The sequence below is a fragment of the Helcobacillus massiliensis genome, assembly GCF_033106145.1.
Taxonomy (GTDB): Bacteria; Actinomycetota; Actinomycetes; order Actinomycetales; family Dermabacteraceae; genus Helcobacillus; species Helcobacillus massiliensis.
Window position 1 is genome coordinate 2,429,418 of the sequence record NZ_CP136959.1, and the last position, 21,727, is coordinate 2,451,144.

General features: G+C 70.7%; 15 protein-coding genes and 1 pseudogene. 11 read left to right on the forward strand and 5 right to left on the reverse strand.

The features are described 5' to 3' along the window. Positions 1–6: 6 nt before the first annotated feature. The 5 genes and pseudogenes from R3I40_RS11025 to R3I40_RS11045 all read left to right on the forward strand — a co-directional run. Positions 7–1,053 carry a glycosyltransferase family 4 protein gene (locus tag R3I40_RS11025; RefSeq protein WP_285261982.1) on the forward strand — a complete coding sequence of 349 codons (1,047 nt, stop codon included), beginning with the start codon at positions 7–9 and terminating at the stop codon, positions 1,051–1,053. Next, positions 1,046–3,172 carry a glycosyltransferase gene (locus R3I40_RS11030; RefSeq protein ID WP_285261981.1) on the forward strand — a complete coding sequence of 709 codons (2,127 nt, stop codon included), beginning with the start codon at positions 1,046–1,048 and terminating at the stop codon, positions 3,170–3,172. The genes R3I40_RS11025 and R3I40_RS11030 overlap by 8 nt, the downstream gene beginning before the upstream one ends. Positions 3,173–3,219: 47 nt before the next feature. Next, the gene (locus tag R3I40_RS11035) at positions 3,220–4,245 is read left to right on the forward strand and encodes a CgeB family protein (protein WP_285261980.1); all 1,026 of its coding nucleotides are present in this window, start codon (positions 3,220–3,222) and stop codon (positions 4,243–4,245) included. Between the two features lie 66 nt (positions 4,246–4,311). Beyond that, complete coding sequence (locus R3I40_RS11040; RefSeq protein ID WP_285261979.1) at positions 4,312–5,853, forward strand: sugar transferase; 1,542 nt, start codon at positions 4,312–4,314, stop codon at positions 5,851–5,853. 203 nt (positions 5,854–6,056) lie between these two features. After that, a pseudogene (locus R3I40_RS11045) lies at positions 6,057–6,185 on the forward strand (VanZ family protein); the annotation flags it as partial. An 85-nt stretch (positions 6,186–6,270) separates the two neighbouring features. On the opposite strand, the gene R3I40_RS11050 reads toward R3I40_RS11045, so the two are convergent. Further along, positions 6,271–7,149, reverse strand: a complete 879-nt coding sequence (locus R3I40_RS11050) for a nucleotidyltransferase family protein (RefSeq protein WP_183376752.1) — start codon at positions 7,147–7,149, stop codon at positions 6,271–6,273. A 44-nt stretch (positions 7,150–7,193) separates the two neighbouring features. Here R3I40_RS11050 and manA point away from each other — a divergent pair, with 44 nt between their 5' ends. The 3 genes from manA to R3I40_RS11065 are packed head-to-tail and all read left to right on the forward strand — an operon-like array spanning position 7,194 to position 9,981. Then, on the forward strand, positions 7,194–8,396 hold the full coding sequence (manA, locus tag R3I40_RS11055; protein WP_239375612.1) for a mannose-6-phosphate isomerase, class I: 1,203 nt from the start codon (positions 7,194–7,196) through the stop codon (positions 8,394–8,396). After that, positions 8,396–8,728, forward strand: coding sequence for a hypothetical protein (locus R3I40_RS11060; protein WP_239375611.1), 333 nt, complete (start codon positions 8,396–8,398; stop codon positions 8,726–8,728). The genes manA and R3I40_RS11060 overlap by 1 nt, the downstream gene beginning before the upstream one ends. Next, complete coding sequence (locus R3I40_RS11065; RefSeq protein ID WP_285261978.1) at positions 8,725–9,981, forward strand: hypothetical protein; 1,257 nt, start codon at positions 8,725–8,727, stop codon at positions 9,979–9,981. Before R3I40_RS11060 ends, R3I40_RS11065 begins: the two co-directional genes overlap by 4 nt. A 6-nt stretch (positions 9,982–9,987) precedes the next feature. On the opposite strand, the gene R3I40_RS11070 is transcribed toward R3I40_RS11065, so the two are convergent. Both R3I40_RS11070 and R3I40_RS11075 read right to left on the reverse strand, forming a co-directional pair. Next, positions 9,988–11,103, reverse strand: coding sequence for a TlpA family protein disulfide reductase (locus R3I40_RS11070; protein ID WP_285261977.1), 1,116 nt, complete (start codon positions 11,101–11,103; stop codon positions 9,988–9,990). Between the two features lie 11 nt (positions 11,104–11,114). Continuing rightward, entirely contained in the window at positions 11,115–11,684 is a 570-nt protein-coding gene (locus R3I40_RS11075; RefSeq protein WP_183376762.1) for an arsenate reductase/protein-tyrosine-phosphatase family protein, read from the reverse strand. Positions 11,685–11,764: 80 nt separating this feature from the next. Here R3I40_RS11075 and R3I40_RS11080 point away from each other — a divergent pair, with 80 nt between their 5' ends. Then, positions 11,765–13,186 carry an aldehyde dehydrogenase family protein gene (locus R3I40_RS11080; protein ID WP_285261976.1) on the forward strand — a complete coding sequence of 474 codons (1,422 nt, stop codon included), beginning with the start codon at positions 11,765–11,767 and terminating at the stop codon, positions 13,184–13,186. On the opposite strand, the gene R3I40_RS11085 is transcribed toward R3I40_RS11080, so the two are convergent. Further along, positions 13,183–14,739, reverse strand: coding sequence for a DHA2 family efflux MFS transporter permease subunit (locus tag R3I40_RS11085; protein WP_285261975.1), 1,557 nt, complete (start codon positions 14,737–14,739; stop codon positions 13,183–13,185). The genes R3I40_RS11080 and R3I40_RS11085 overlap by 4 nt on opposite strands. Positions 14,740–15,004: 265 nt before the next feature. Here R3I40_RS11085 and R3I40_RS11090 point away from each other — a divergent pair, with 265 nt between their 5' ends. Continuing rightward, entirely contained in the window at positions 15,005–16,834 is a 1,830-nt protein-coding gene (locus tag R3I40_RS11090) for an HNH endonuclease signature motif containing protein (protein ID WP_317700007.1), read from the forward strand. A gap of 18 nt (positions 16,835–16,852) precedes the next feature. Here R3I40_RS11090 and R3I40_RS11095 read toward each other — a convergent pair whose 3' ends face one another. Next, positions 16,853–18,271, reverse strand: a complete 1,419-nt coding sequence (locus R3I40_RS11095) for an MATE family efflux transporter (protein WP_285261973.1) — start codon at positions 18,269–18,271, stop codon at positions 16,853–16,855. 143 nt (positions 18,272–18,414) lie between these two features. Between R3I40_RS11095 and R3I40_RS11100 the strand changes: the two genes are divergently transcribed. Then, positions 18,415–21,726 carry an efflux RND transporter permease subunit gene (locus R3I40_RS11100; RefSeq protein WP_285261972.1) on the forward strand — a complete coding sequence of 1,104 codons (3,312 nt, stop codon included), beginning with the start codon at positions 18,415–18,417 and terminating at the stop codon, positions 21,724–21,726. The last annotated feature ends 1 nt before the right edge of the window (position 21,727 follow it).

The following is a 21,727-nucleotide window of genomic DNA, read 5'->3' on the forward strand; positions in this document are numbered from 1 at the left end:
GCGCCGATGACCCCCACACCGACCATCGCCATAGCGAGCAATGCCGGCACCATCAGCGGTGCGGAGACGATGCTGCTCGCCATCGCCGACGGCATGCGAGTCCTCGGCCACCGCCCCCTGGTGATCGGCCCCGCCTCCCCTTCCGGGCTCGTGGACCGCGCCGCCGCACACGGCTTCGACACCCACCCCGTGCCCGCCGCCACAACGCGCGCCTACCAGCGCGGGCTCGCCGCCTGGCGCCTGCGCAACCTCCGCATCCCCCTCTGGTGCAACGGCCCCGTGCCGGCCGCCGCCACCATCGGGATGGGGCGCCGCATCATTGAGATGCAGGACCTGCCGGTCACGATGTCCGGGGCCCAGGCGCGCATCGTCACCGTCGGAGCAGACCGCGTCATCGTCCCCTCCGCCTTCATGGCGGCCCGCATCCCCGGCGGCCACGTGATGATGAACTGGACGGAGGACCTGCCGTTCATGCCGCGGGAGCTGCCGGCCGACGGCCCCCTCACCCTCGGCTTCATGGGCCGCCTCACGCCCGAGAAGGGTCTCGATGTCCTCCTGGACGCCGTCCACATCCTGAACGACCGCCTCGGCGGCGACTACCGGCTCGTCATCGCCGGTGACGACATCGGCGACGACGCCGACTTCCGCTCCCTGCAGCGACAGCTGAGCGCCCTCGGTGACCGGGTGGAACTCGCCGGGCGCCTCAGCCGGGAGGAGTTCCGCACGCGCGTGGACCTCGCTGTGATCCCCTCAGTCGCACCCGAATCGTTCGGCCTGGTCGCGGCCGAAGCCCTCGCCATGGGTCTGCCGGTCGTCGTCTCCGACGCCGGCGCCCTGCCCGAGGTGATGGGGGAGATGCACCCGTGGATCGCCCGATCCGGTGACGCCTCCGCCCTCGCCGACGCCATCCGCGGCGCCGTCAGCGCCACCCCCGTCCAGCACACGGCGATGGTGCAGGAGGGCCGCGACCGCTGGGAGGAGATGTTCTCCCCGCGCGCCGGCCACCGCCGCCTCCGCCGCCTCCTCCTCAACCCCGGAATAGCGCATGTCTGATCCCACCGCACGAGCCGACCGCCGCGACCGCACCGACGCGCCCGTCGCCTCCGTCATCGTCCCCTCCTACCGAGGCGCGGACCGCGTGCCCGCCCTCCTCGACTCCCTCGCGGCCCAGCAGGACGGCACGCCGCCGTTCGAGGTGATCGTCGTGGTCGACGGCGTGGACGACGGCACCCCCGCGATCGTCAATGCCGAGACCCGCATCGACGCCCGTGCCATCGTGTTCCCCGAGAACCGCGGACGGGTCGCCGCCCTGAACGCCGGCTTCGATGCAGCCCGCGGCGATGTCCTCATCCGCTGCGATGACGATCTCATCGTCCCGCCCGGCTACATCAGTGCTCATGTCCGCGCCCACGCCGGGGACGGGGAGTGCGCCGCGGTGGGCCTGACCCGCGACATCCACAACGACTCCGCCTACGCCCGCGCCTACGGCCGAGCCGCCGCCGTGGCCTCCGCTCGCCGCGCCGGCGCCCTTCCCGCGGACCAGCGCTGGACCCTGTGGGCCGCCAGCTGTTCCGTGCCCCGCGCCGTCCACGACCGTCTCGGCGGCTACTCCAGCGCGTACACCTCCTACGGATGGGAAGACATCGACTACGGGTGGCGCTTGCACGACGCCGGCATCCCCATCGTCATCGCCGGTGGAGCCGACGCCGAGCATCACGGGCCCGCCCGCTCCGCAGCGGCGCGGTCCGCGAAGGCGTTCGACTCCGGCAGCGCCCGCGCTCTGTTCCACCGGCGGCATCCGTCGGCCCCGCTGCCCACTCCGACCACCCCGCCGGGCCTGTGGGGAAGGGCTGTGGACCTCGCGGCCCGCACGATGCGCCGCGGCCCCGGCGCCCTGCCCGCAATGGCCGACCGCGCAGCCCGCGTTCTGCCCGCGCCGGTCGCGCGCAAAATCATCGCCGTCAGTGTGGAGGGCGCCGCCCTCGCCGGCCATCGGCATGCTGAGCGCACCGCCCTGGCAACCACCGATCACGCCAGGGCCCGCCGCCCCCGCATCGCCATCGCCCACGACTACCTCACCCAGCGCGGCGGCGCCGAACGCCTCGTGCTGTCGATCGTGCGCGCCTTCCCCGACGCCGAGGTCCACACCCTCTTCTACGAACCGGACCAGACCTACCCCGAATACCGGGACGTCGGGATCCGCACCTCCCCGCTGAACCGCATCGGACTGTTCCGCCGCGATCCGCGCCTGGCCCTGCCGCTGCTCGCACCGGCCGCCTCCGCCCTGCGGATCGACGCCGACCTCGTCATCGCCTCCTCCTCCGGCTGGGCGCACGCGTTCGGCCGCACCGGCGCCATGGCCGTGTACTGCCACAGCCCCGCCCGCTGGCTGTACGTGGCCGATGACTACCTCGGCTCCGCCGGCCGCCTCTCCCCGCAGCGCCTCGCCCTCGCCGTCCTCACCGCCCCGCTGAAGGCGTGGGACCAGCGCGCCGCCCGCGCCGCGGACACCTACCGCGGCAACTCCACCGTGGTGCGCGAGCGCATCCGCCGCGTCTACGGCATCGACGCCCCCACCCTGTTCCCGCCGTTCTCCCCGTCCGTCGCCGACGGTGAGCAGACTATGCCTGCCGCCGTCACCGGCTGGGGTGAGGACGGCGGCCACTACCTCGTGGTGTCCCGCCTGCAGCCCTACAAGCACGTGGACCGCGTCATCGCGGCGTTCCGCGACACTCCGGAGCGCCGCCTCATCGTGATCGGCCGCGGCCCCCTCCGCGACCAGCTGCGCTCCGACGCGCCCGCGAACGTACGCCTCCTCGAAGACCTCACCGACGCCGAGATGCGCTGGGCGTACGCCCACGCCCGCGCCCTCATCGCCGCCAGTCACGAGGACTTCGGCCTCACCCCCCTCGAAGCGGGAGCGCACGGCATCCCCACCATCGCGCTGCGCGCCGGCGGCTATCTCGACACGATCCGCGAAGGCACCAACGGCCTGTTCTTCGACGCCCCCGTCCCCGCCGATATCCGCGACGCCGTGGACCGGTTCGAGCAGCACCCGCCGTTCGGGGCCGACGGGATCCGCGCCCACGCCGAGACCTTCTCCGAAGAGCGGTTCATCCGCGAACTCCACAGACTCGCCGACCAGCTCGCGCCCCCACCCCCGCAGTCCTGATCCACTCGCCCACTACCCACGCCCACCACAAGGAGCCGATGACCGTCATGGCGACAACCCCGCGCGGCACCCGCCTCGCCATCATCACCCCGGCGTTCCACGGCTACCACGAAGCGTTCCGGGCAGCGTTCGAGGCCGTCGGTGCCGACGTCACCGTCATCTGCTACGACGCGTTCACCACCATCACCGAGAAGATCCGCAACAAAGCAGAGCTCGAACTGCCCGAACGTCTCGGCATCGACCGCTCCGCCGAACGCGCCCGCCGCCTCAGTGCCCCCGTCATAGCGGCCCTGCGCGAGATCCGCCCCGACCGCGTCCTGGTCATCAAGGGTGATGCGCTGTCCGACGGGTTCTGGGAGGAGCTCGAGGCGATGCGGATCCCCACCATCGTCTGGTTCTACGACGAGATGCGCCGCATGCAGTTCAGCGACGACCGCATCGCCGCCTTCGACAAGATCGCCACTTACTCCGTGCACGACGCCGCCGAACTCGACCGCCGCGGCCTCACAGTGCGCCACATCGCCAACGGCTTCGACACCTTCACCCCGTACCGGGAGATCGGCCACCGCAGTGAAACCACCTTCATCGGCGCCGCCTACCCCAACCGCATCGAGGCGATGCAGTACCTCCACGACTCCGACGTCCCGGTGCGCGCCTACGGCCGCACCTGGAGCCACGACTGGCGGGACCGTGCCCGCACCTGGGGAAGCGACCGTCCCGCCATCCCCGCCGGGCGCGATGTGTCCCGTTCTGTCGCCTACGGCATCATGCGCGGATCCCTCGCATCCGTGAACTCCCACTTCAACCAGGACGGGTTCACGATGCGCACCTTCGAAACCCCCGGCGTGGGCGGGGTCCACCTGATCGACCGGGAGGACATCGCCGAGCTGTACGAACCGGACCGCGAGGTGCTCGTGTACCGCGACCTCGACGACCTGGTGGACCAGGTGCACCGCCTGCGCCGGGACCGCGGCCTGGCCGATCGGCTGCGGGAGGCGGGGAAGCGCCGCACCCTCGCAGAGCACACGATGGTGCACAGGGCCCGTGAGATGGAGCGGTTCTTCGCCGCGTAGGTCCGTTGAGGTGACTTTCAGCGACGCTTTCATCGCTTTCGTCAACCACGCGGTAAGGTAACAGGTGTGAAACGACGTGATGATGCCGAGGAGGAGGTGCAGATGAGCACGGTCGAATCGACCACCGGCACGCCCGCCTCGCCTGCCGCAAACCCCCTCGCGCCGGAACCTGTCGGCCCCTTCCGCCGCCTCCGCCACCGCCACATCTACCGCATCGTCCAGGTCCTCGCCGACCTGCTCGGCCTCGGCCTCGCCCTCCTCATCGCCTATCTCATCCGCCAGACCGTCCCCGGTGTGGAGCACGCCAACGACCTCTCCAGCCATCTCGGGGACGGTGTGTGGGCGCTCGCCCTCGGCTGGCTCATCGCCATCGCGCTGATGGGCGGCTACAACCCCCGCTTCGCCACCACCGGCACCGAGATCTACTCCGCGATCCTGCGCGCCACCGTGGTGGCCGCCGGCTTCTCCGGCATCGCCCTGTTCCTCACCGGGCAGCCGCTGAGCCGCGTGTTCTTCACGATCTTCTTCATGATCGGGCCGGTGTTCCTCCTGGCCAGCCGGTTCGTGATCCGCCGCGTCATCAACGGGATGCGCGCCCGTGGACACCTGCAGTCCCGCGTGGTGCTGGTCGGATCCATGCCGCACGTGGATGCGATCGCCCGCACCATCACCCGCGAGACCTGGCTCGGGTATGACATCGTCGGCGTCATCACTCCACCGCACGACCCGCGCCGCCGCTCCCGCCTCGGCATCGACGCCCTCGGCACCACCGACCACCTCGCCGACATCGTCCGCGAGCACCGCCCCTCCGTGCTGCTGTTCACCGCCGGCTCCATGATGACCAGCGACGAGTTCCGTCGCATCGCCTGGGACCTCGAAGCGTTCGACCTCGACGTCATCGTGGTGCCGGGCATGAGTGAGATCGCAGCGGACCGCGTCATGATGCGCCCCGTTGCGGGCCTGCCGCTCGTGCACCTGGAGCCGCCGCGCGCCCGCGCCTCCCTCAGCTGGTCCAAGCGCGCCTTCGACATCGTCTCCACCGCCGCCGGCCTGATCCTCATCTCCCCGCTGCTGCTCGCCATCGCGCTCGCGGTGAAGCTCGGCGACGGCGGTCCCGTCCTCTTCACCCAGCAGCGCGTGGGCCGCGACGGGCAGCTGTTCAGCTTCCTGAAGTTCCGCTCCATGGTGCCGGACGCGGAGAAGGTGCGCGCCCAGATGCTGGAGAACGCCGACCGCGACCGCGGCAACGCCGTCATGTTCAAGATGGCCGAAGATCCGCGCATCACCCGCGTGGGCCGTGTTCTGCGCCGCTACTCCCTCGATGAGCTGCCGCAGCTGTGGAACGTGCTGCGCGGCGACATGTCCCTCATCGGGCCGCGCCCCGCACTGCCCAGCGAGGTCGAGTCGTACCACGACGATGCGCACCGGCGCCTGTCGGTGCGGCCCGGCATCACCGGCCTGTGGCAGGTCAGCGGCCGCTCCGACCTCTCCTGGGACGAGACGGTCCGCCTCGACCTGTTCTACGTGGACAACTGGTCGTTCGCACAGGACATGTCGATCCTGGTCCGCACGGTCCGCGCTGTCATCGCCTCCGAAGGGGCGTACTGATGAGCACCCGGCCCGCCTCCCTGAGCGCCCGCCTGCGCATTCTCGGCGCGCTCATTCTGCTCGCGACCGTCGTCGCCGTCGGCTCGCTCCTCACCACGGCGGACGGCTGGGGCGTGAACCGGCTGAACGTCGCCGTCTGGCAGGCACTGCTGGGGCCCGTCGGCCTCACTCGGTTCATCACCCCGGAGGCCTTCGCCGCTCTCATGAACATCGTGCTGTTCATCCCGATCGGCTTCGCCCTCCATCTGCTGATCCGCACCCGCTGGTGGATCCTCGCCCTCGCGATGGCGTCCATCGCGGTCGAGACGTATCAGTTCTCCATGGGCACCCGCATCGCCAGCATCGGCGACGTCGTCACCAACACCCTCGGCGGCGCCATCGGCGTCCTCACCGGCCGGGCGGTGGTGCAGCGCGCGCTCAGGACCGGCGCCGCACCATCTGCAGCAGGCGCCGCCCACCGCGCCGCAGACGATCCAGCCATTCCTGCCGCACCTCACGGTCGCTCGGCTGATGCCCCAGGCGCAGAGCGAGATGGTCACGATTGATATGAGCCGCGCTCCACGCCACCGCCAGCTTTCCGCGCACACCGCGCGCGTCCTGAAGCCGCGCCGACCACACCTCCGTGGGGTTCGCGCCGGAGATCACCGCATCCCACAGGTGGAAGTCCTGCATGCTGCGGGCGCGCTCGCGCCGCACCCCGTCGCCCTCATCGGTGAGGACCAGCAGCGCCGCCAGGCCCTGCAGCTCACCGGCGCGCGCCTCCAGCGCCGCCCGCTCCTGCGCGGTCGCGGAGGTCCACGTGCGGTCGAAGTCGTGCTCGGCCTTCGGGCCGTCGGAGCGCGCCGCATGCATCAGCAGCAGCAGGGCCTGGTCGCTGCGGCTCGGCACCTGCACGGTGCGGCCGCCCAGGTCCATGCCGTCGCGCTGGGCCCACAGGGCCGTGAACACGTCGGCCGCCTCGGCGGCGAGACCGGGGTAGGAGCGGTGCAGATCGGTGGTGCCCCACACCGGGTGGTACAGCGTTGCCGCGTGAGCGAACACGGAGCCCTGCTCGAAGCTGGTGCGCATCTCCCACCCGGTCGCCTTCATGGCGGCGAGGTACGCCGCCACATGCGCGGGCCGAACCAGGACGTCGCAGTCCGAGGAGACGCCGCGGCCCTCCGCCAGCTCCGGGTGGATGGCGCTGCCCTTGATGTGCAGGACGTCCGCGCCGCAGCCGTCGGCGAGGTCCTGCAGCAGCGCGTGCGTGATGCGCAGGCGCGGCTCCACCGGTGCGTTGGTCGACAGCTCCTCCATGCCGCCCATGCTACTGCCCGCCCGACCACCGAGGATGGTGACCGATGCTGAGGATCGACGGCTTCGTCCAGCATTACGCCTGGGGATCCACCGATGTTCTGCCCCAGTTCCTGTCCCGCCCCGCCGACGGGCAGCCGTGGGCGGAGATCTGGTTCGGCGCGCACCCGCTCGCCCCCTCCACCATCGCCGACGGCGCCCGCGGCCTGGACGCGGTCATCGCCGCCGCCCCGCGCCGCATGCTCGGCGACTCCGTGATGCGCGCCTTCGGGCCCGCTCTGCCGTTCCTGCTGAAGCTCATCGCCCCTGCGCAGCCGCTGTCCCTGCAGGTGCACCCGTCGAAGGAGCACGCGCAGGAGTCGTTCGCGGCGGAGAACGCCGCCGGCATCCCCCTCGACTCCCACGGCCGCAACTACCGCGATGCCAACCACAAGCCGGAAATGCTGATGGCGCTCACCCCGTTCGAGGCCCTCTGCGGATTCCGCACCCCCCGCAAAGCCCTCTCCATCGTGCGGGGGCTGGACACGCCCCTGTCGGAGCAGCTGACGCAGCTGATCACGGAGCACCCGTCGGCCCACGGGATGCGCGCCGCCTTCCGCCGCCTGGTCACGCCGGCGCTGTCCCCGTCGGCCGAGGAGGTGGGGGCGCTCGCGGAGGCCTGCCGACGGAGGCTGGACAGCGGAGAGTCGCCGTCCCCGCGCATCGACGCGACTGTGGCGACCCTGCAGTCCGTGCACCCGGGGGACCCGGGGGTGGCGGCGGCGCTGCTGATGAACCCGGTGTCGCTGCAGCCGGGGGAGGCGATGTTCGTGCCCGACGGCATCATCCACTCCTACCAGTCCGGTCTCGGCATCGAGATCATGGCCTCCAGCGACAATGTTCTGCGCGCCGGCCTCACCTCGAAGAAGGTGGATGCGAACGAACTGCTGCAGTGCGCGTCGGTGGCGGCGGCGCCGCCGATCCGCATCGGCCCGGAGAAGCTGACGGAGAACACCGCTGCGTACTTCTCCCCGATCGACGACTTCGAACTGTCCATCACCACGCTGCCGGACGGCGCCAGCTTCTACCCGTCGATCCGGGTGCCGGGGCAGGGGCCGCGGATCCTGCTGTGCATCGACGGGGACGTGCTGCTGCAGTCCGCCTCGGGCCGTGCGCGGGTCCGCCCCGGCGATGCCGTGTTCGTCAGCGCTGATGACGGCGCGGTTGCTGTCGGCGGCCATGGTCGGATCGTGCAGGCGAGCGTGCCGTGATGAACGACCGTGCAGTGATGGGCGATCCCGCCGGAACGGGCGGGGGAGCGGACCGGGGAGTCCGCTACCGTGCCCGGCCGTTCGGCTTCGACATCGACCCCGGTGGGGAGGACGCCTGGGTGGGGATCTTCCCCTCCGGCCCCTACATCCATGTCAACGCGACGGCTCTGCTGATGCTGCTGACGTTGGAGGAGGCGGGGGAGGCCCTCACGGCCGACGAGGTCGCTGACCGGATGCGCCGCGACATGCCCGATATGCCGGCCCATGCCGCCGAGCAGCTGCGCACTGTGCTGGAGGAGTTCGCCGCCGACGGGCTGGTGGACACCGCATGAGCACGACCCCCGCGCCGCTGCACCTGGAGGTCGCGGACCTTCCGGTGGTGCTGCGCTTCGCGCCCGCCGCCGAGCCCGACCGCGGCACCGCCGCGATCGCCGCGCAGCTCGCCGAGCTGTGGGACCCGCTGGTCACACGCTCGCCGCGAGATCCCGCACCCGCCGGCATCACCCTGCGGGTCGGCATCACCGGCGAAACCGGCGACGACGCCGACGGCGCGGACACGATCCAGCTGCCGCCGGAGCACGCCGACTCGTCCTACATCGTCTCCGGGCGCGTCACCCAGGCCCTCATCGAACACTTCATCGGCGAGCGGCTGCTCCTGCACGCCGGCGCGGTCGACCTGCCGGGCGTGGGCATCGTGATGGTCACCGGCGCCTCCGGCGCGGGTAAGTCCACCGCCACCACGGTCCTCGCCGCCAGCGGCGGCTACATCACCGACGAGCTCACCATCCTTGACCCGCGCTCCCTGCAGATCGACGCCTACCCGAAGCCCCTCTCTCACGTGTACACGATCGACGGGGCCAGAATCGGCAAGCGCGACTTCACCATGGCGGAGGTCGGCATCGACCGGGTGCTGACCGGCCGCGTCGGCGCGCCGTCCGTGTTCCTCCTGGTGAACCGCGATCAGGACGCCGACGGTGTAACCGTCGAGACGATGCGCCTGGTGGAGGCGGTTGCGGAGATCAGCGGTCAGTCCTCCTCGATCTGGTTGATCCCGAACCCGCTCGGCACCCTGGTGCGCCTGCTGCAGCAGACCGGCGGCCTGCTGCGCGCCACCTACGCGGAGTCCGCGGACCTGCCGGCCGCGCTGGCGGAGCATCTGCGCGCCGCCGATGACGCGCCGGCAGGCGCCCCGACCGGAGCGTCATTCGACTGCGACATCGTGGACCCGCCAGCGCATCTGCGGCCGGCCGAGGCACCGGACCCGTCGGTCCTTGGGAGCGACTGCGCTACGGGAACCGCCGGGGCTCCGCTGCGCCTGCTGCCCTTCCACCAAGCCGTGTGGACGGCCGACGGCTGCGTGGTCCTCACCGGCGGCGACGCCCCCACGGCCGTGGTGCTGGAGGGCCTCAGCGCGCTCCTGTGGAGCCTGCTGCTGGAGGCCGACGAGGACGCCGACGCCCCCGCTGATCTCACCGAAGCGGACCTGCTGGCGCTGCTGCGCGCCGAGATCGGCGACCACCCGGACTCCGAGACGGTCCTCACCGAGGTGCTCGCGCTGCTGCGCAGCCACGCGCTGCTGGTGTGAGCGGAACTACTCGGCGCTTGCCGGATCTGCCGCGGAGGCGGCCGTGGCCTGCTCCTCCTCCAGTTGCGCGCGGATGTCCTGCACGAACTCGATGACGGTGTCCGACCCGGCGACAGGCCCGCCGGCGAGGTAGTCGTCCGCGCCGAGCAGCACCGCGGAGGGGCGGCCCATGAGGTCCATCATCTGGCCGATCTCGTTGTCCGGGTCGTACGCGTCGAGTCCGTCGAGGTGCTGCGCGGTCCCCTCATCCATCCCGCCGGGATCCGTCGGCAGCACCGCCAGCACCCGAACCAGCGGATGCAGCTGCTCGGACCACTCCCGGATCATCGGCATCAGCCGCACGCACGGCCCGCAACCCGGGTTGAGGAAGATCAGCAGCAGCGCCTGCGTCTGCGTCAGGGTCCGCAGCGGAGGCCGCGTCCCGTCCGGCATCGTCAGCGCCACATACGGCGTCGGCAGGCGCACATAGTCGCCGAGCTCGGCATCCGGGTCGTCACCGCTGTGCGCGCCAGGCGCAGCAGCCCCCGTCGGCCCGCCGTTCGCGCTCGGCCCCGTCGGCGCCTCACCGGCGAGGCGGTTGCTCGACCCGGCGATCAGCACCGCCATCGCGGCCGACGCGCCCACGACCGCGGCCAGCACGATCGCTGCCGACGGCGCCACCGACGCCAGCAGACCCGGCGCGGCACCCAGCCATGCCGCACCACCGGCCACCACGGCGATCGCCGACAGCAGCACATTGCGCACCAGCGTCCCGCTCGTCACCTCCGGGGAACCGAGCGTGCCGAAGCAGGAGCAGGAGACGGCATCGCCGCGCCGCAGCGCCCCCGCGATCACCGCGGTGAACGCCGCCATCAGCACCAGCGCGAGGCCCGCACCCGCGACGGCGACCCACCGCACCGGCACCCACAGCGCCGCCGCGGCCACCAGCTCCAGCACCGGCACCGCCACCGCGATCACCGGGTGCAGGGGCCGCGCCGGGATCCGCAGGGAGATCAGCGCCGAACGCGTCCCCGGCAGGTCCAGCAGCTTCGCCGCGCCGGACAGGGCGAACACGAAGCTCAGCAGCATGCCGAACCCGGCGGCGCTCGCCATCGCGGCGCTCGCGACGGCAGTGCCCGTCATCGCGGCGCTCGTCATGCGCGGCGGCCCGCGCGGATCAGCGCGTCAGCGAGCGCGGTGGCGGCGGCGTCGATCTCGTCGGCCACGCGGGAGAACACCCCCGGATCCTTCCGGTACGGGTCCTCCACCTCCATGACCTCGGCGTTGCCGCGCCGCGCCACGGTCTGCACCGCGCTTGCCGGGTCGGGCCCGTCGAGCTCGTCCGCGATCGAGGGCGCCGCGCCCATCAGCACGGTCTTCTTCGCGGCCCGCGGCCACTCTTCGGTGATGAAGCGGCGCTGGCGGCGCGACATCACCAGAATCAGGTCCGCGTCCTGCACATCGAACGCGTCGATCTGGTGGGCGCGGAACCCGTCGGCCCGCATCCCCCTCTTCTCGAGTTCGACCACCATCGCCGGCTCCACCGGGTGCCCCTCCAGAGCGCCGATGCCGGCGGAGGACACGTCGATGCCGGTGCCGGCGAGGCGTTCGCGCAGAACGATCTCGCCGAACGGTGATCGGCAGATGTTTCCAGTGCATACAATCAGGATTCGGCGGACTCCCGTAGCCTGGATCACAGGAGCGCCGGCTGAGGATTCGGCCATGCGCCCAGCCTATTGCACCCGCACCGCGCGCACTCCCACCGCACGCGCTCTGCGACAGCTCACGAGGAAGTGAGGAACACGTGACCTCCCACGCCGACATCGACCGCGGCCTCGCCGCCCTCCGCGACGGCTTCGCCAGCGGCATCACCCGGCCCGTTGACGCCCGCCTCGAGCAGCTCGCCCGCCTCCAGCGCGGCATCGAACGCGACGGCGATCTCCTCGCCGACGCCCTCGCAGCCGACCTCGGCAAACCCCGCGCCGAATCCCTCATCACCGAACTCGGCACGCTCACCCAGGAGCTCTCCCACATCCGCCATAACCTGGCGTCCTGGCTGCAGCCCTCCGCGTTCGGCCTCGGCACGCTCCTCATGCCCGCCTCCGGCCACATCCACCGCGAACCCCTCGGCACCGTCCTCGTCATCGCACCGTGGAACTACCCGATGCAGCTCAGCCTCATGCCCGTGATCGGTGCGATCGCCGCCGGCAACACGGTGATGCTGAAGCCGTCGGAGATCACCCCGCACTGCTCCGCCGCCCTCGCCCGCCTCGTCGCCGAGCACATGGACGAGCGCTGGGTGCAGGTGATCGAAGGCGGCATCGACGAGACCACCCACATCCTCCGCCAGCGATTCGACCACATCGTCTTCACCGGCAACGGCACCGTGGGCCGCGTGGTGGCGCGCGCCGCCGCCGAGCACCTCACCCCCACCACCCTCGAACTCGGCGGCAAGTCACCCGTCTACGTGGACCGCGGCATGGACCTGAAGGCGGTCGCGGCCCGCCTGACCTGGGCGAAGTTCACCAACGCCGGCCAGACCTGCGTGGCCCCCGACTACGTGATGGGCGAAAGCGCCGTCCTCACCGACCTCGCCGACGAGATCCGGCAGCAGATCGCGCACATGTACGGCGAGGACCCGCAGACCAGCGGGCAGTACGGCCGCATCGTCAGTGACAAGCAGTTCGACCGCCTCACCGGCCTCCTCGACGCCTCCCGCGACCGTGTCGTCCACGGCGGCGGCACCGACCGCGCCGACCGCTTCATCGAACCGACTCTGCTGCGGCTCCCGTCGGCCTCCGAGGGCGCCCTCGAGACCCCCATCATGGGCGAGGAGATCTTCGGGCCGCTGCTGCCGCTGATCCCCGTCACCGGCGTCAGCGAAGCGATCCGCATCGTCACCGGCGGCGACAAACCGCTCACCGCGATGGTGTTCACCGACGACCCGGAAGTGGAGCGAGCCTTCACCGAGCAGACCTCCAGCGGCTCCCTCGCCGTCAACTTTGCGCTCGCCCACGCGGGCAGTTCGCTGATGCCGTTCGGCGGCGTCGGCGAATCCGGGATGGGCAGGTACCACGGCCGCGCCAGCATCGAGGCGCTCACGCACCCGAAACCGGTGGTGAAGAAGCCGCTGAAGCCGGAGACGCTCAGCATGATCTTCCCGCCGTACGGGCGCCGCACCGGCCTGCTCGGCCGGCTGATGGGGGTGCGGCTGCGCCGCCGCTAGTGCGCGGCCTGCTCCTCGGAGGCCGACGGGGCCGTGCCCTGCCCGTTCTCCCCACCGGCCGACGGGTTCGCCGTCAGCATCGACGCCGGGATCAGCGCCAGCAGCGCCGCGCAGCCCGCGATCAGCAGCGCGAAGCCCACACCCGCGGTCAGCGCCGCAGCGGGCTCGGCGCCGGAGTTCGCCGCGGCCTCGGACCGCAGTGCCATCAGCATCACCATCAGCGCCGTGCCGGCACCGGCCGCCACCTGCTGCAGCGTGCCCACGGCAGCCGATCCGTGCGAGTACAGGTGCGGCGGCAGCGTCCCCAGCGCGGTGGTGAACAGCGGCGTGAACAGCAGCGCCAGCCCCAGGCTCATCACGATGTGCGCGGTGAGCACGTACAGGGTGCCGGTGTCCGTGCTGATCCGCGACAGCGCCAGCAGCGACGCGGCCAGCAGGATCGCGCCGGGGATCACGAGGGGGCGCGGCCCCACCGCGTCGTAGGCGCGGCCCACGGAGCGGGACAGCAGACCCATCAGCAGGCCGCCCGGCAGCAGCATCAGCCCGACCTGCAGGGTCTCGTAGCCGAGGGCGCGCTGCAGGAAGATCGGCAGCAGGATGATCACGCCGAACATGGCGCCCATCGCGAGGATCATGACGATCAGAGCGAGCCGGAACCGCGAATAGGTGAAGGTGCGCAGGTCCAGCAGCGCCGAGTCGGTGCGCTGGAGCTGCAGCTGGCGCCGGATGAACACGGCCAGGGCGAGCACGCCGATCACGAGCGCGATGACCGGGGCGACGGGCAGGGATCCGTCGGCCCGCGGGGCGGCGATGGTGCCGAGCCCGTAGATCAGCCCGCCGAAGCCGAACGCCGAGAGGATCACCGATACGAGGTCGATGCGGGTGCGGCTGGTTTCGGACACGTTCTCCACCCAGCGGGCGCCGGCGGCGAGCATGAGCGCCGCGATCGGCAGGACCACGAGGAACAGGAACCGCCACGGCGCCACCTGCAGCACGAGGCCCGAGATGGTGGGGCCGATCGCGGGTGCCACGGAGATGACGATGGAGATGTTGCCCATGACAGCGCCGCGGCGGTGCGGGGGCACGAGGTTCAGCACGGTGGTCATCAGCAGCGGCATCATGATCGCGGTGCCGGAGGCCTGCACGATGCGGCCCAGCAGCAGCGGGGTGAAGCCGGGGGAGAGGGCGCTGATGGCGGTGCCGGCGGTGAACAGGCCCATGGCCAGCAGGAACACGGTGCGCGTGGTGAGCCGCTGCAGCAGGAAGCCGGTGGTGGGGATGACGATCGCCATCGTCAGCATGAACGCGGTCTGCAGCCACTGCGCGGTGGTCTCCACGATCTGCAGGTCGCCCATGATGTTCGGCAGGGCGACGGACAGGATCGTCTCGTTGAGGATCACCGTGAACGCGGCGACGATCAGCAGACCGATGACGCGCCGGTTGCGGGCGGTGTCGTCGGCTGCGGTGTCGCCGGGCTGCGCGGGGGCGGCGGCGTCGGCGGCGCGGGTGTCGGCTGCGGCAGTCTCGGTTTCGGAGGAGGGGGATTCGTGCACGGGGGAACTCTACGGGCCGACGGGGCCGACGGGTAAGTGCGCGGCGACTGCGGGGTGATGAACGTCCCCGCTGGGCGCGCTCTGCGCTCCTGGTCCACGCGCCCTCCCTGCGCCTGTCAGCGGCACGCTTGTGGACAACTGTCCGCACCGAAGATATGGAAACACATGTTCTAAGAGGACTTGATCGCGAACGGTTGCCGGGGTAAAATCGAACATAGGTTCGAAGAAGTGGCCTGATCGACGATGATCCGGCCCGGTACTGCTGATGACCGAGGGGGTGAGCGCAGTGTCGCTGCTGGCTATGCCCGACCCGTCCGACGATGACTCCGAGCACTCGGAAGACCGGACCGTGCACCCGCACCCGCACCCGCCGCGGCCGGGCCGGTCAGCGCCCGACAGCACGCCCGAGCCCACGGAGAAGTCAGAACCCAGGTCGGGCAAGCCGCCGACGCCGATCACTCCCCGCCTGCCCATCCGCAGGGACACTCTTGACTCCCGCCTCGAGCAGGCGCGCGGCGGCGAGTTCACGCCCACTCTCGGCCGCCGCTACCGGGAGCTGTGGGATATCCAGGCCGAACGCGCCGCCCTCCAGGTGCGTGAATACCGCGCACTCGCCGGCCTGTGGATGGTGGACCCTGACGCGCGAGGCGCTGCCGTGGGTGATGGTGCCGAACTCGAAGCGGCCCGAGCCGGTGTCGCCATGCGCGACACTGTGCACCGCGCTGAGCGCCGCATCGAGAACGGCCACCGCGCGGTCGTCGGCTTCCCGCAGCTGCTCGACCAATTGGAAATCGGCGCGCTCACCGTGGAGATGTTCGAGTACGTGCTGCGCGTCAGCGACCGGCTCACGATCGAGTCCCTGAACTCTGCGGATGAACTGATGCAGGAGTGGGACTTCGGCATGTCTCCGGAGTCGTTCCGCCGTGAGGTCCGCCTGCTCGTGCGCTACCTCCTATCCCTCGAAGAAGAGGCGGCGGAAGAAGCTGAGGCGCCGGCGTACAGCGTGCGCGTGGAGGGGCCGGACCCGCAGGCGCCCGGGTCGATGTCGATCGTCATGACCGGTGAGATCCCCGAAATGCTCGGATTCTCCAAACGGCTCGACGAGGCCGCCCGCGCCGTCAAGAAAGCCCAGGTCCGGGCGCTGAAGGAGAACCGCGACATCCCCTTCGATCCGGACGGTGAGGTCGCCCGGACCGGTGAGCCGATGACCATGGACGAGATCCGCGGCCGCCTCGCCGCCACCGCCGAGTTCAACACCGACGGTGTCGACATCAACCGCGACCGCTTCCGCCTGAACATCCTCGTGCCCATGATGACCCTCGCCGGCAGGAGCCAGCTGCCCGCCACGATCGACGGCATCACTCCGATCCCCGCGGACTACGCGCGCGAACTCGCCGCCGGCCACAACACCTGGTACCGGCTGCTCACCGACCCGGTGACCGGCACCATTGCTCCCGTCGCCCCCACCCGCTACACCCCGAGCACCGCCATGCTCGAGCACCTGCGCACCCGCAACCCGATCTGCGCCTTCCCCGGCTGCAGCAAACGCACCCACAAGGTCTCCGAAGCCGACCACATCATCGAGTTCGACCACGACGACCCGCACCGCGGCGGCCGCACCGAGCTCGACAACCTGCACCTGCTCTGCCGCAGGCACCACCAGCTGAAGACAGCGAAGCACTGCCGCCCGAGCCGGCGCGCAGAAAGTCGCCGGCATCCGTCGGCCGGCAGCGGCATCACCGACTGGGACCTCGGGGGAGGGGTCCGCGTCAGCGTGCCCCAGGACCGGGATCTGCTCACCGCCGCACTGACCACCACGATCTGGAAGGCGTGGGAAGCGGAGCAGTACCGCACCGGCAAGAAGATCGGGCCCGCGCCGCCGCCCCCGCAACCGCCCGAATCCAGGACGCCCGAACAGCCCGAACGGCACGCACCGGCCGAGGAGAACAGCGAAGCGGAGCCGACCGAGGAGGCGAAGAAGAACAAACCAGCGAAGCCGAAGGACCCCACGAAGCCGACTGAGGAAGCGACGCCGACGAAACGTGCCCGGCGCACCCCCGTGCCGCCGGAAGAACTCGGCCCGCCGCCGTTCTGACCAGCGCAGCCCCGCGTCTCAGCCCTGCGCGCCCGCGCCCTCCGGCGCGTCGTCCAGGTGCATCCAGTCGTCCGTGCGGGTGCGCCACCACAGCGTCACCGCGCGGGCGCCCAGGAACACCACCGTGAACGCCGCCCACAGCAGCGGCAGCCCCACTGGCGCGCCCGACACCTCAGCGAACACCCACGAACCCCCGCCGCCGCCGACGGACGCCGCCCACCAGATCGCCGCAGCGAACGGCAGATACGCGCACATCGTGATCACACCGGCCTTCGCCAGGTACTTCGCGTCGCCCGCGCCCATGAACACACCGTCCAGCACGAACACGTACCCCGCCAGCGGCTGCGCCAGAAGGAGCACCACCATCGTCCAGAACAGCACCACCTGCACCTCCGGATCCGGCGTGAACACGCCCGGCACCACGAACACCGCCGCCGCCAGCAGCAGCGACACCACCGCACCGCCCAGCACCGACCAGTGGATCAGCGTCCGCATCACCGTCGTGACCGACGCCCGATCCCGCGCCCCCAAATACTTGCCCGTCAGCGCCTGCGCAGCAATCGCCAGCGAATCCAGAGCCAACGACGTCAGCATGAACACCGTGTTCATCAGCTGGTGCGCCGCCAGTTGCACATCACCGAGCTTCAGCGCAGCCGCCGTGGTCGCGAGCACCACGATGCGCAGCGTCAGCGTCCGGATGAACAGCCACCGGGCCGACGACCACACCGACCGCACCCCACCAAGATGCGGCCGCAGCGGCGCGGCATGGCGCCGGGCACCGCGCACCACGATCACGATGTACGCCGCCGCCATCAGCCACTGGCATACCACCGTCCCGATCGCCGACCCCGCGATTCCGAGGTCCAGGGCGAAGATCAGCACCCAGTTCAGCGGAATGTTCGCCACCGCGCCCGCCACCGCAATGATCAGCGTGATCGTCGTGTTCTGCAGGCCGCGCACCAGCCCGCTCGCCGCCTGGATCATCAGCATCGCCGGCAGCCCGAACGCCGAGATCCGCAGATACGTGGTCGCCTCCCGCATGACTGCGTCCGACGGCCCAAACAGTCCCAGCAGCGCCGGGCCGCCCACCACCAGGCCGATGAGGCACACCGCGCCGATCAGCAGCGCCAGCCACGAAGCGTCCACGCCCTTCGCGATGGCGCGGCGCATGTCCCCGGCGCCGACCGCGCGCGCCACATCAGCGGTCGTCGCGTACGCGAGGAAGATCGCGAGGCCCACCATCGTGGTGAGGACAGTGGACGCGAGACCGAGGCCGGCAAGGGACGGCGTGGACACGTACGCCACGAACGCGGAGTCCACGAGCACGAACAGGGGCTCGGCGACGAGGGCGCCGAGAGCGGGCACGGCGAGGCCGAGGATCATGCGGCTGGACGGCGGCGCGGCGACAGGCGCGGGTGAGGCGGGGGAGGCGGGCATGCCGCTCATGGTAACGGCCGACGGGAACCGGGCAGCGAGCCGTTCTGCGCGTGTGGAATTGCGCTCACCGACTTCTGTTCATGGGCCCGGAAGGGCGCCGTGTGCGAGGGTAAGAGCAGAGATCGAGCATTCGGGGAGAACACGTGCATCTTCTGTCCCACATCAGCCTGCGCAACCGTCCGTTCACCGCGCTGGTCAGCGTGGTCGTCACCATTCTCGGCATCCTCGCGATGCTCACGATGCGGCAGGAGCTGATCCCGTCGGTGGAGCTGCCGCAGGTGCAGGTCATCGCGACGGAGCCGGGCGCCACCTCCCAGCAGATGCGGGAGCGCGGAGCGCAGCCGATCGAGCAGTCGGTGCAGGCGCTGGAGAACGTGGAGGGCACGTCGTCCACGTCGCAGTCGTCGCTGACCCGCATCACGATCGACCTCGAGTACGGCACGGACGTGGCGCGGTCCGCGAACCAGGTGGAGGCGAACCTCAACCGCATCAAGGACCAGCTGCCGGAGGGCATGGACACGCAGGTGGTGGCCGGCGGTTCCGGTGACATCCCCGCGGGAATCCTCGCCGTGTCCTCTGAGCTGGACCCGGCGGAGCTGAATGCGCGCCTGTCCTCGCAGGTGATCCCGGAGCTGGAGCGGATCGACGGCGTCGCCTCCGTCGTGGTGGTCGGCGGGCCTGAGCGGATCGTCCGCATCACCCCCGACCAGGCGAAGCTCGACGAGCACGGCCTCACCACAGGTGACATCCAGAAGGCCATCGACGACAACGGCCTCTCCATCCCCGGCGGGCAGGTGGCCGACGGGTCCCGCACCCTTGACGTGACGGTCGGCGAGAGCATCGATTCGGTCGACAAGCTCAAGGAGATCCCCGTGACCCCGTCGGCCGGTGGCGGCGCGGCGGGCCCCGACGGCCAGCAGGGCCAGCCCGGCCAGGACGGCCAGATGGGTCAGGACGGCCAGCAGGGTCAGGCGGGTCAGGACCCGCAGGCACCCGCTGAGCCGGTCGCGCTGTCCGAGATCGCGAAGGTCGAGGAGACCACGAAGACCGCCGAGAACATCTCGCGCACCAACGGCCGCGACTCCCTCGTCATGATGGTGATGCCGACCTCCGATGCGAACCTCGTGCAGGTGTCCACCGACGTCAACGCGACGATGGACCGCCTGCGCGGCGACATCGGCGGCGACGCTGAGATCTCCACCGTGTTCGACCAGGCGCCGTTCATCCAGCAGTCCATTGCGTCGCTCGCCGAAGAGGGCCTGCTCGGCCTCGTGTTCGCGATCGCGGTGATCCTGCTGTTCCTGCTGGCGATCCGGCCCACGATCGTCACCGCCATCTCGATCCCGCTGTCGCTGCTGATGGCGTTCGTCGGGATGATGGTCTCCGGCTACACCCTCAACATGCTGACGATGGCGGCGCTGACCATCTCCATCGGCCGCGTGGTCGACGACTCCATCGTGGTCATCGAGAACATCACCCGCCACCTCGACGAGGGCCCGCAGAAGCCGACCCCGGCGCAGCGGATGCGCGCCATCGGCGTGGCGGTGCGCGAGGTCGGCGGTGCCATCACCGCATCCACCCTCGCCACCGTGCTGGTGTTCCTCCCCGTCGCCGTGGTCAGCGGCATGGCGGGCGAGCTGTTCCGCCCGTTCGCGCTCACCGTCGGCATCGCGATGCTCGCCTCCCTGTTCGTGTCGCTGACGATCGTGCCGGTGCTGGCGTACTGGTTCCTGCGCCCCTCGCGCCGCGGGCGGAAGAAGGCGGAACGGGCCGCGCAGAGCGCGCAGGCTGCGGAGAAGCCGGAGGGGGCGCCGGCCGACGGCACCCGCCGCGACCCGCTGCTGTCCCGCATCTACCGCGCCGTCCTCGTGTGGACGCAGCGGCACACCATCATCACCGTGGTGCTCGCGCTCGCGGTGCTGGTCGGCACCGGCTTCCTGATGCCGCTGATGAAGATCAACCTGCTGTCCGACTCCGGCCAGAACATGGCCGCCTACTCGCAGACCCTGCCGAACGGCACCAGCCTGGAGGCGACCGGCAAGAAGGCCAGCGAGGTGGAGAAGAAGGTGATGGCTGTTGACGGTGTGGAGACCGTGCAGACCACCATCGGCGCCTCCGACTTCGGTATGGGCGGCGCCGCGAACGAAGTGTCCTACTCCATCACCACCGATGTGGACGCCGACCAGGAGGCTCTGCGCAAGGACATTCTGAAGGCGATGCAGTCCGTGCCGGACGCCGGGGAGATCGAAGAGACCGCCATGGGCGGCCCCACCGGCTCCAACGACGTCACCATCGAGATCTCCGCCGCCACCGCGAAGGAGCGTCAGCGGGCGAACGACATCCTCATGAAGGAGCTGACGAAGGGGAAGATGCCGGCCGGCATCGACCGCGTCACCAGTGACCTCGAAGCCGACCAGCCGACCGCCGTGGTCGCGGTGGACCGGAAGAAGGCCGCTGAGGCGGGCCTGAGCGACTCCGCGATCGTCGGGATGGTGGCGCAGCAGCTGGTGCCGCAGGGCATCGGCACCCTCTCCACGGCCGACGCGGACCTGGAGATCCAGCTTGCCGACCAGAAGAAGGCGGAGACGCTGGAGGATCTGAAGAAGATCGAGATCGCCGGTAAGCTGATCACCGACTTCGCTGAGATCCGTGAGGAGAACATTCCGCCCACGATCTCCTCGAAGGACAATCAGGACACGGTGACGATCTCCGTGACCCCGTCGGGCGATGACACCCGCGACGCGGTGGCCCGCGCCCAGGCTGCGATCGACGCCACCAAGGACGACCTGCCGGAGACGGCCCGCGCCCAGATCGGCGGCGCCTCCGCCGAGATCGACGACACCTTCACCCAGCTCGGCATCGCGATCCTCGCCGCGATCCTGCTGGTGTACGTGCTGCTGGTGTGGATCTTCAAGTCGCTGATCCAGCCGCTGATCCTGCTGATCTCCATCCCGTTCGCCGCCGTCGGCGCGTTCGGGCTGCTGATCCTCACGCAGGTGCCGTTGGGTCTGCCGTCCATGATCGGCCTGCTGATGCTCGTGGGCATCGTGGTCACCAACGCGATCGTGCTGATCGACCTCGTCAACCAGCGCCGACGCGACGGCATGGGCCTCGAGGAGGCGATCCTTGACGGTGCGCAGAAGCGTCTGCGGCCGATCCTTATGACCGCCGCCGCGACGATCTTCGCGCTCGTGCCGATGGCGTTCGGCATCACTGGCGAAGGCGGCTTCATCTCGCAGCCGCTCGCGGTGGTCGTCATCGGTGGCCTGGTCTCCTCCACGGTCCTCACCCTGGTGATTGTGCCGGTGCTGTACCGCATCACCGAGGGCTTCGGGGAGCGCCGCCGGCTTCGGGAGGCCGACGGGGACGCCACCGCCAGCGGGGCGGACGAGAGCGCACCGGCCGACGGGGCCGCGCACGGCAAGCGGGCGCGGCGCCTCGACGAACAGGACTGAC

Bases quoted from the DNA above. Each gene is read 5' to 3' on its own strand.
- R3I40_RS11030 (WP_285261981.1), top strand. From the start codon at position 1,046: ATGTCTGATCCCACCGCACGAGCCGACCGCCGCGACCGCACCGACGCG.
- R3I40_RS11070 (WP_285261977.1), bottom strand. From the start codon at position 11,103: ATGACGGGCACTGCCGTCGCGAGCGCCGCGATGGCGAGCGCCGCCGGG.
- R3I40_RS11050 (WP_183376752.1), bottom strand. From the start codon at position 7,149: ATGGAGGAGCTGTCGACCAACGCACCGGTGGAGCCGCGCCTGCGCATC.
- R3I40_RS11090 (WP_317700007.1), top strand. From the start codon at position 15,005: ATGACCGAGGGGGTGAGCGCAGTGTCGCTGCTGGCTATGCCCGACCCG.
- R3I40_RS11075 (WP_183376762.1), bottom strand. From the start codon at position 11,684: ATGGCCGAATCCTCAGCCGGCGCTCCTGTGATCCAGGCTACGGGAGTC.
- R3I40_RS11025 (WP_285261982.1), top strand. From the start codon at position 7: ATGACCCCCACACCGACCATCGCCATAGCGAGCAATGCCGGCACCATC.
- R3I40_RS11065 (WP_285261978.1), top strand. From the start codon at position 8,725: ATGAGCACGACCCCCGCGCCGCTGCACCTGGAGGTCGCGGACCTTCCG.
- R3I40_RS11035 (WP_285261980.1), top strand. From the start codon at position 3,220: ATGGCGACAACCCCGCGCGGCACCCGCCTCGCCATCATCACCCCGGCG.
- manA (WP_239375612.1), top strand. From the start codon at position 7,194: ATGCTGAGGATCGACGGCTTCGTCCAGCATTACGCCTGGGGATCCACC.
- R3I40_RS11060 (WP_239375611.1), top strand. From the start codon at position 8,396: ATGAACGACCGTGCAGTGATGGGCGATCCCGCCGGAACGGGCGGGGGA.
- R3I40_RS11095 (WP_285261973.1), bottom strand. From the start codon at position 18,271: ATGCCCGCCTCCCCCGCCTCACCCGCGCCTGTCGCCGCGCCGCCGTCC.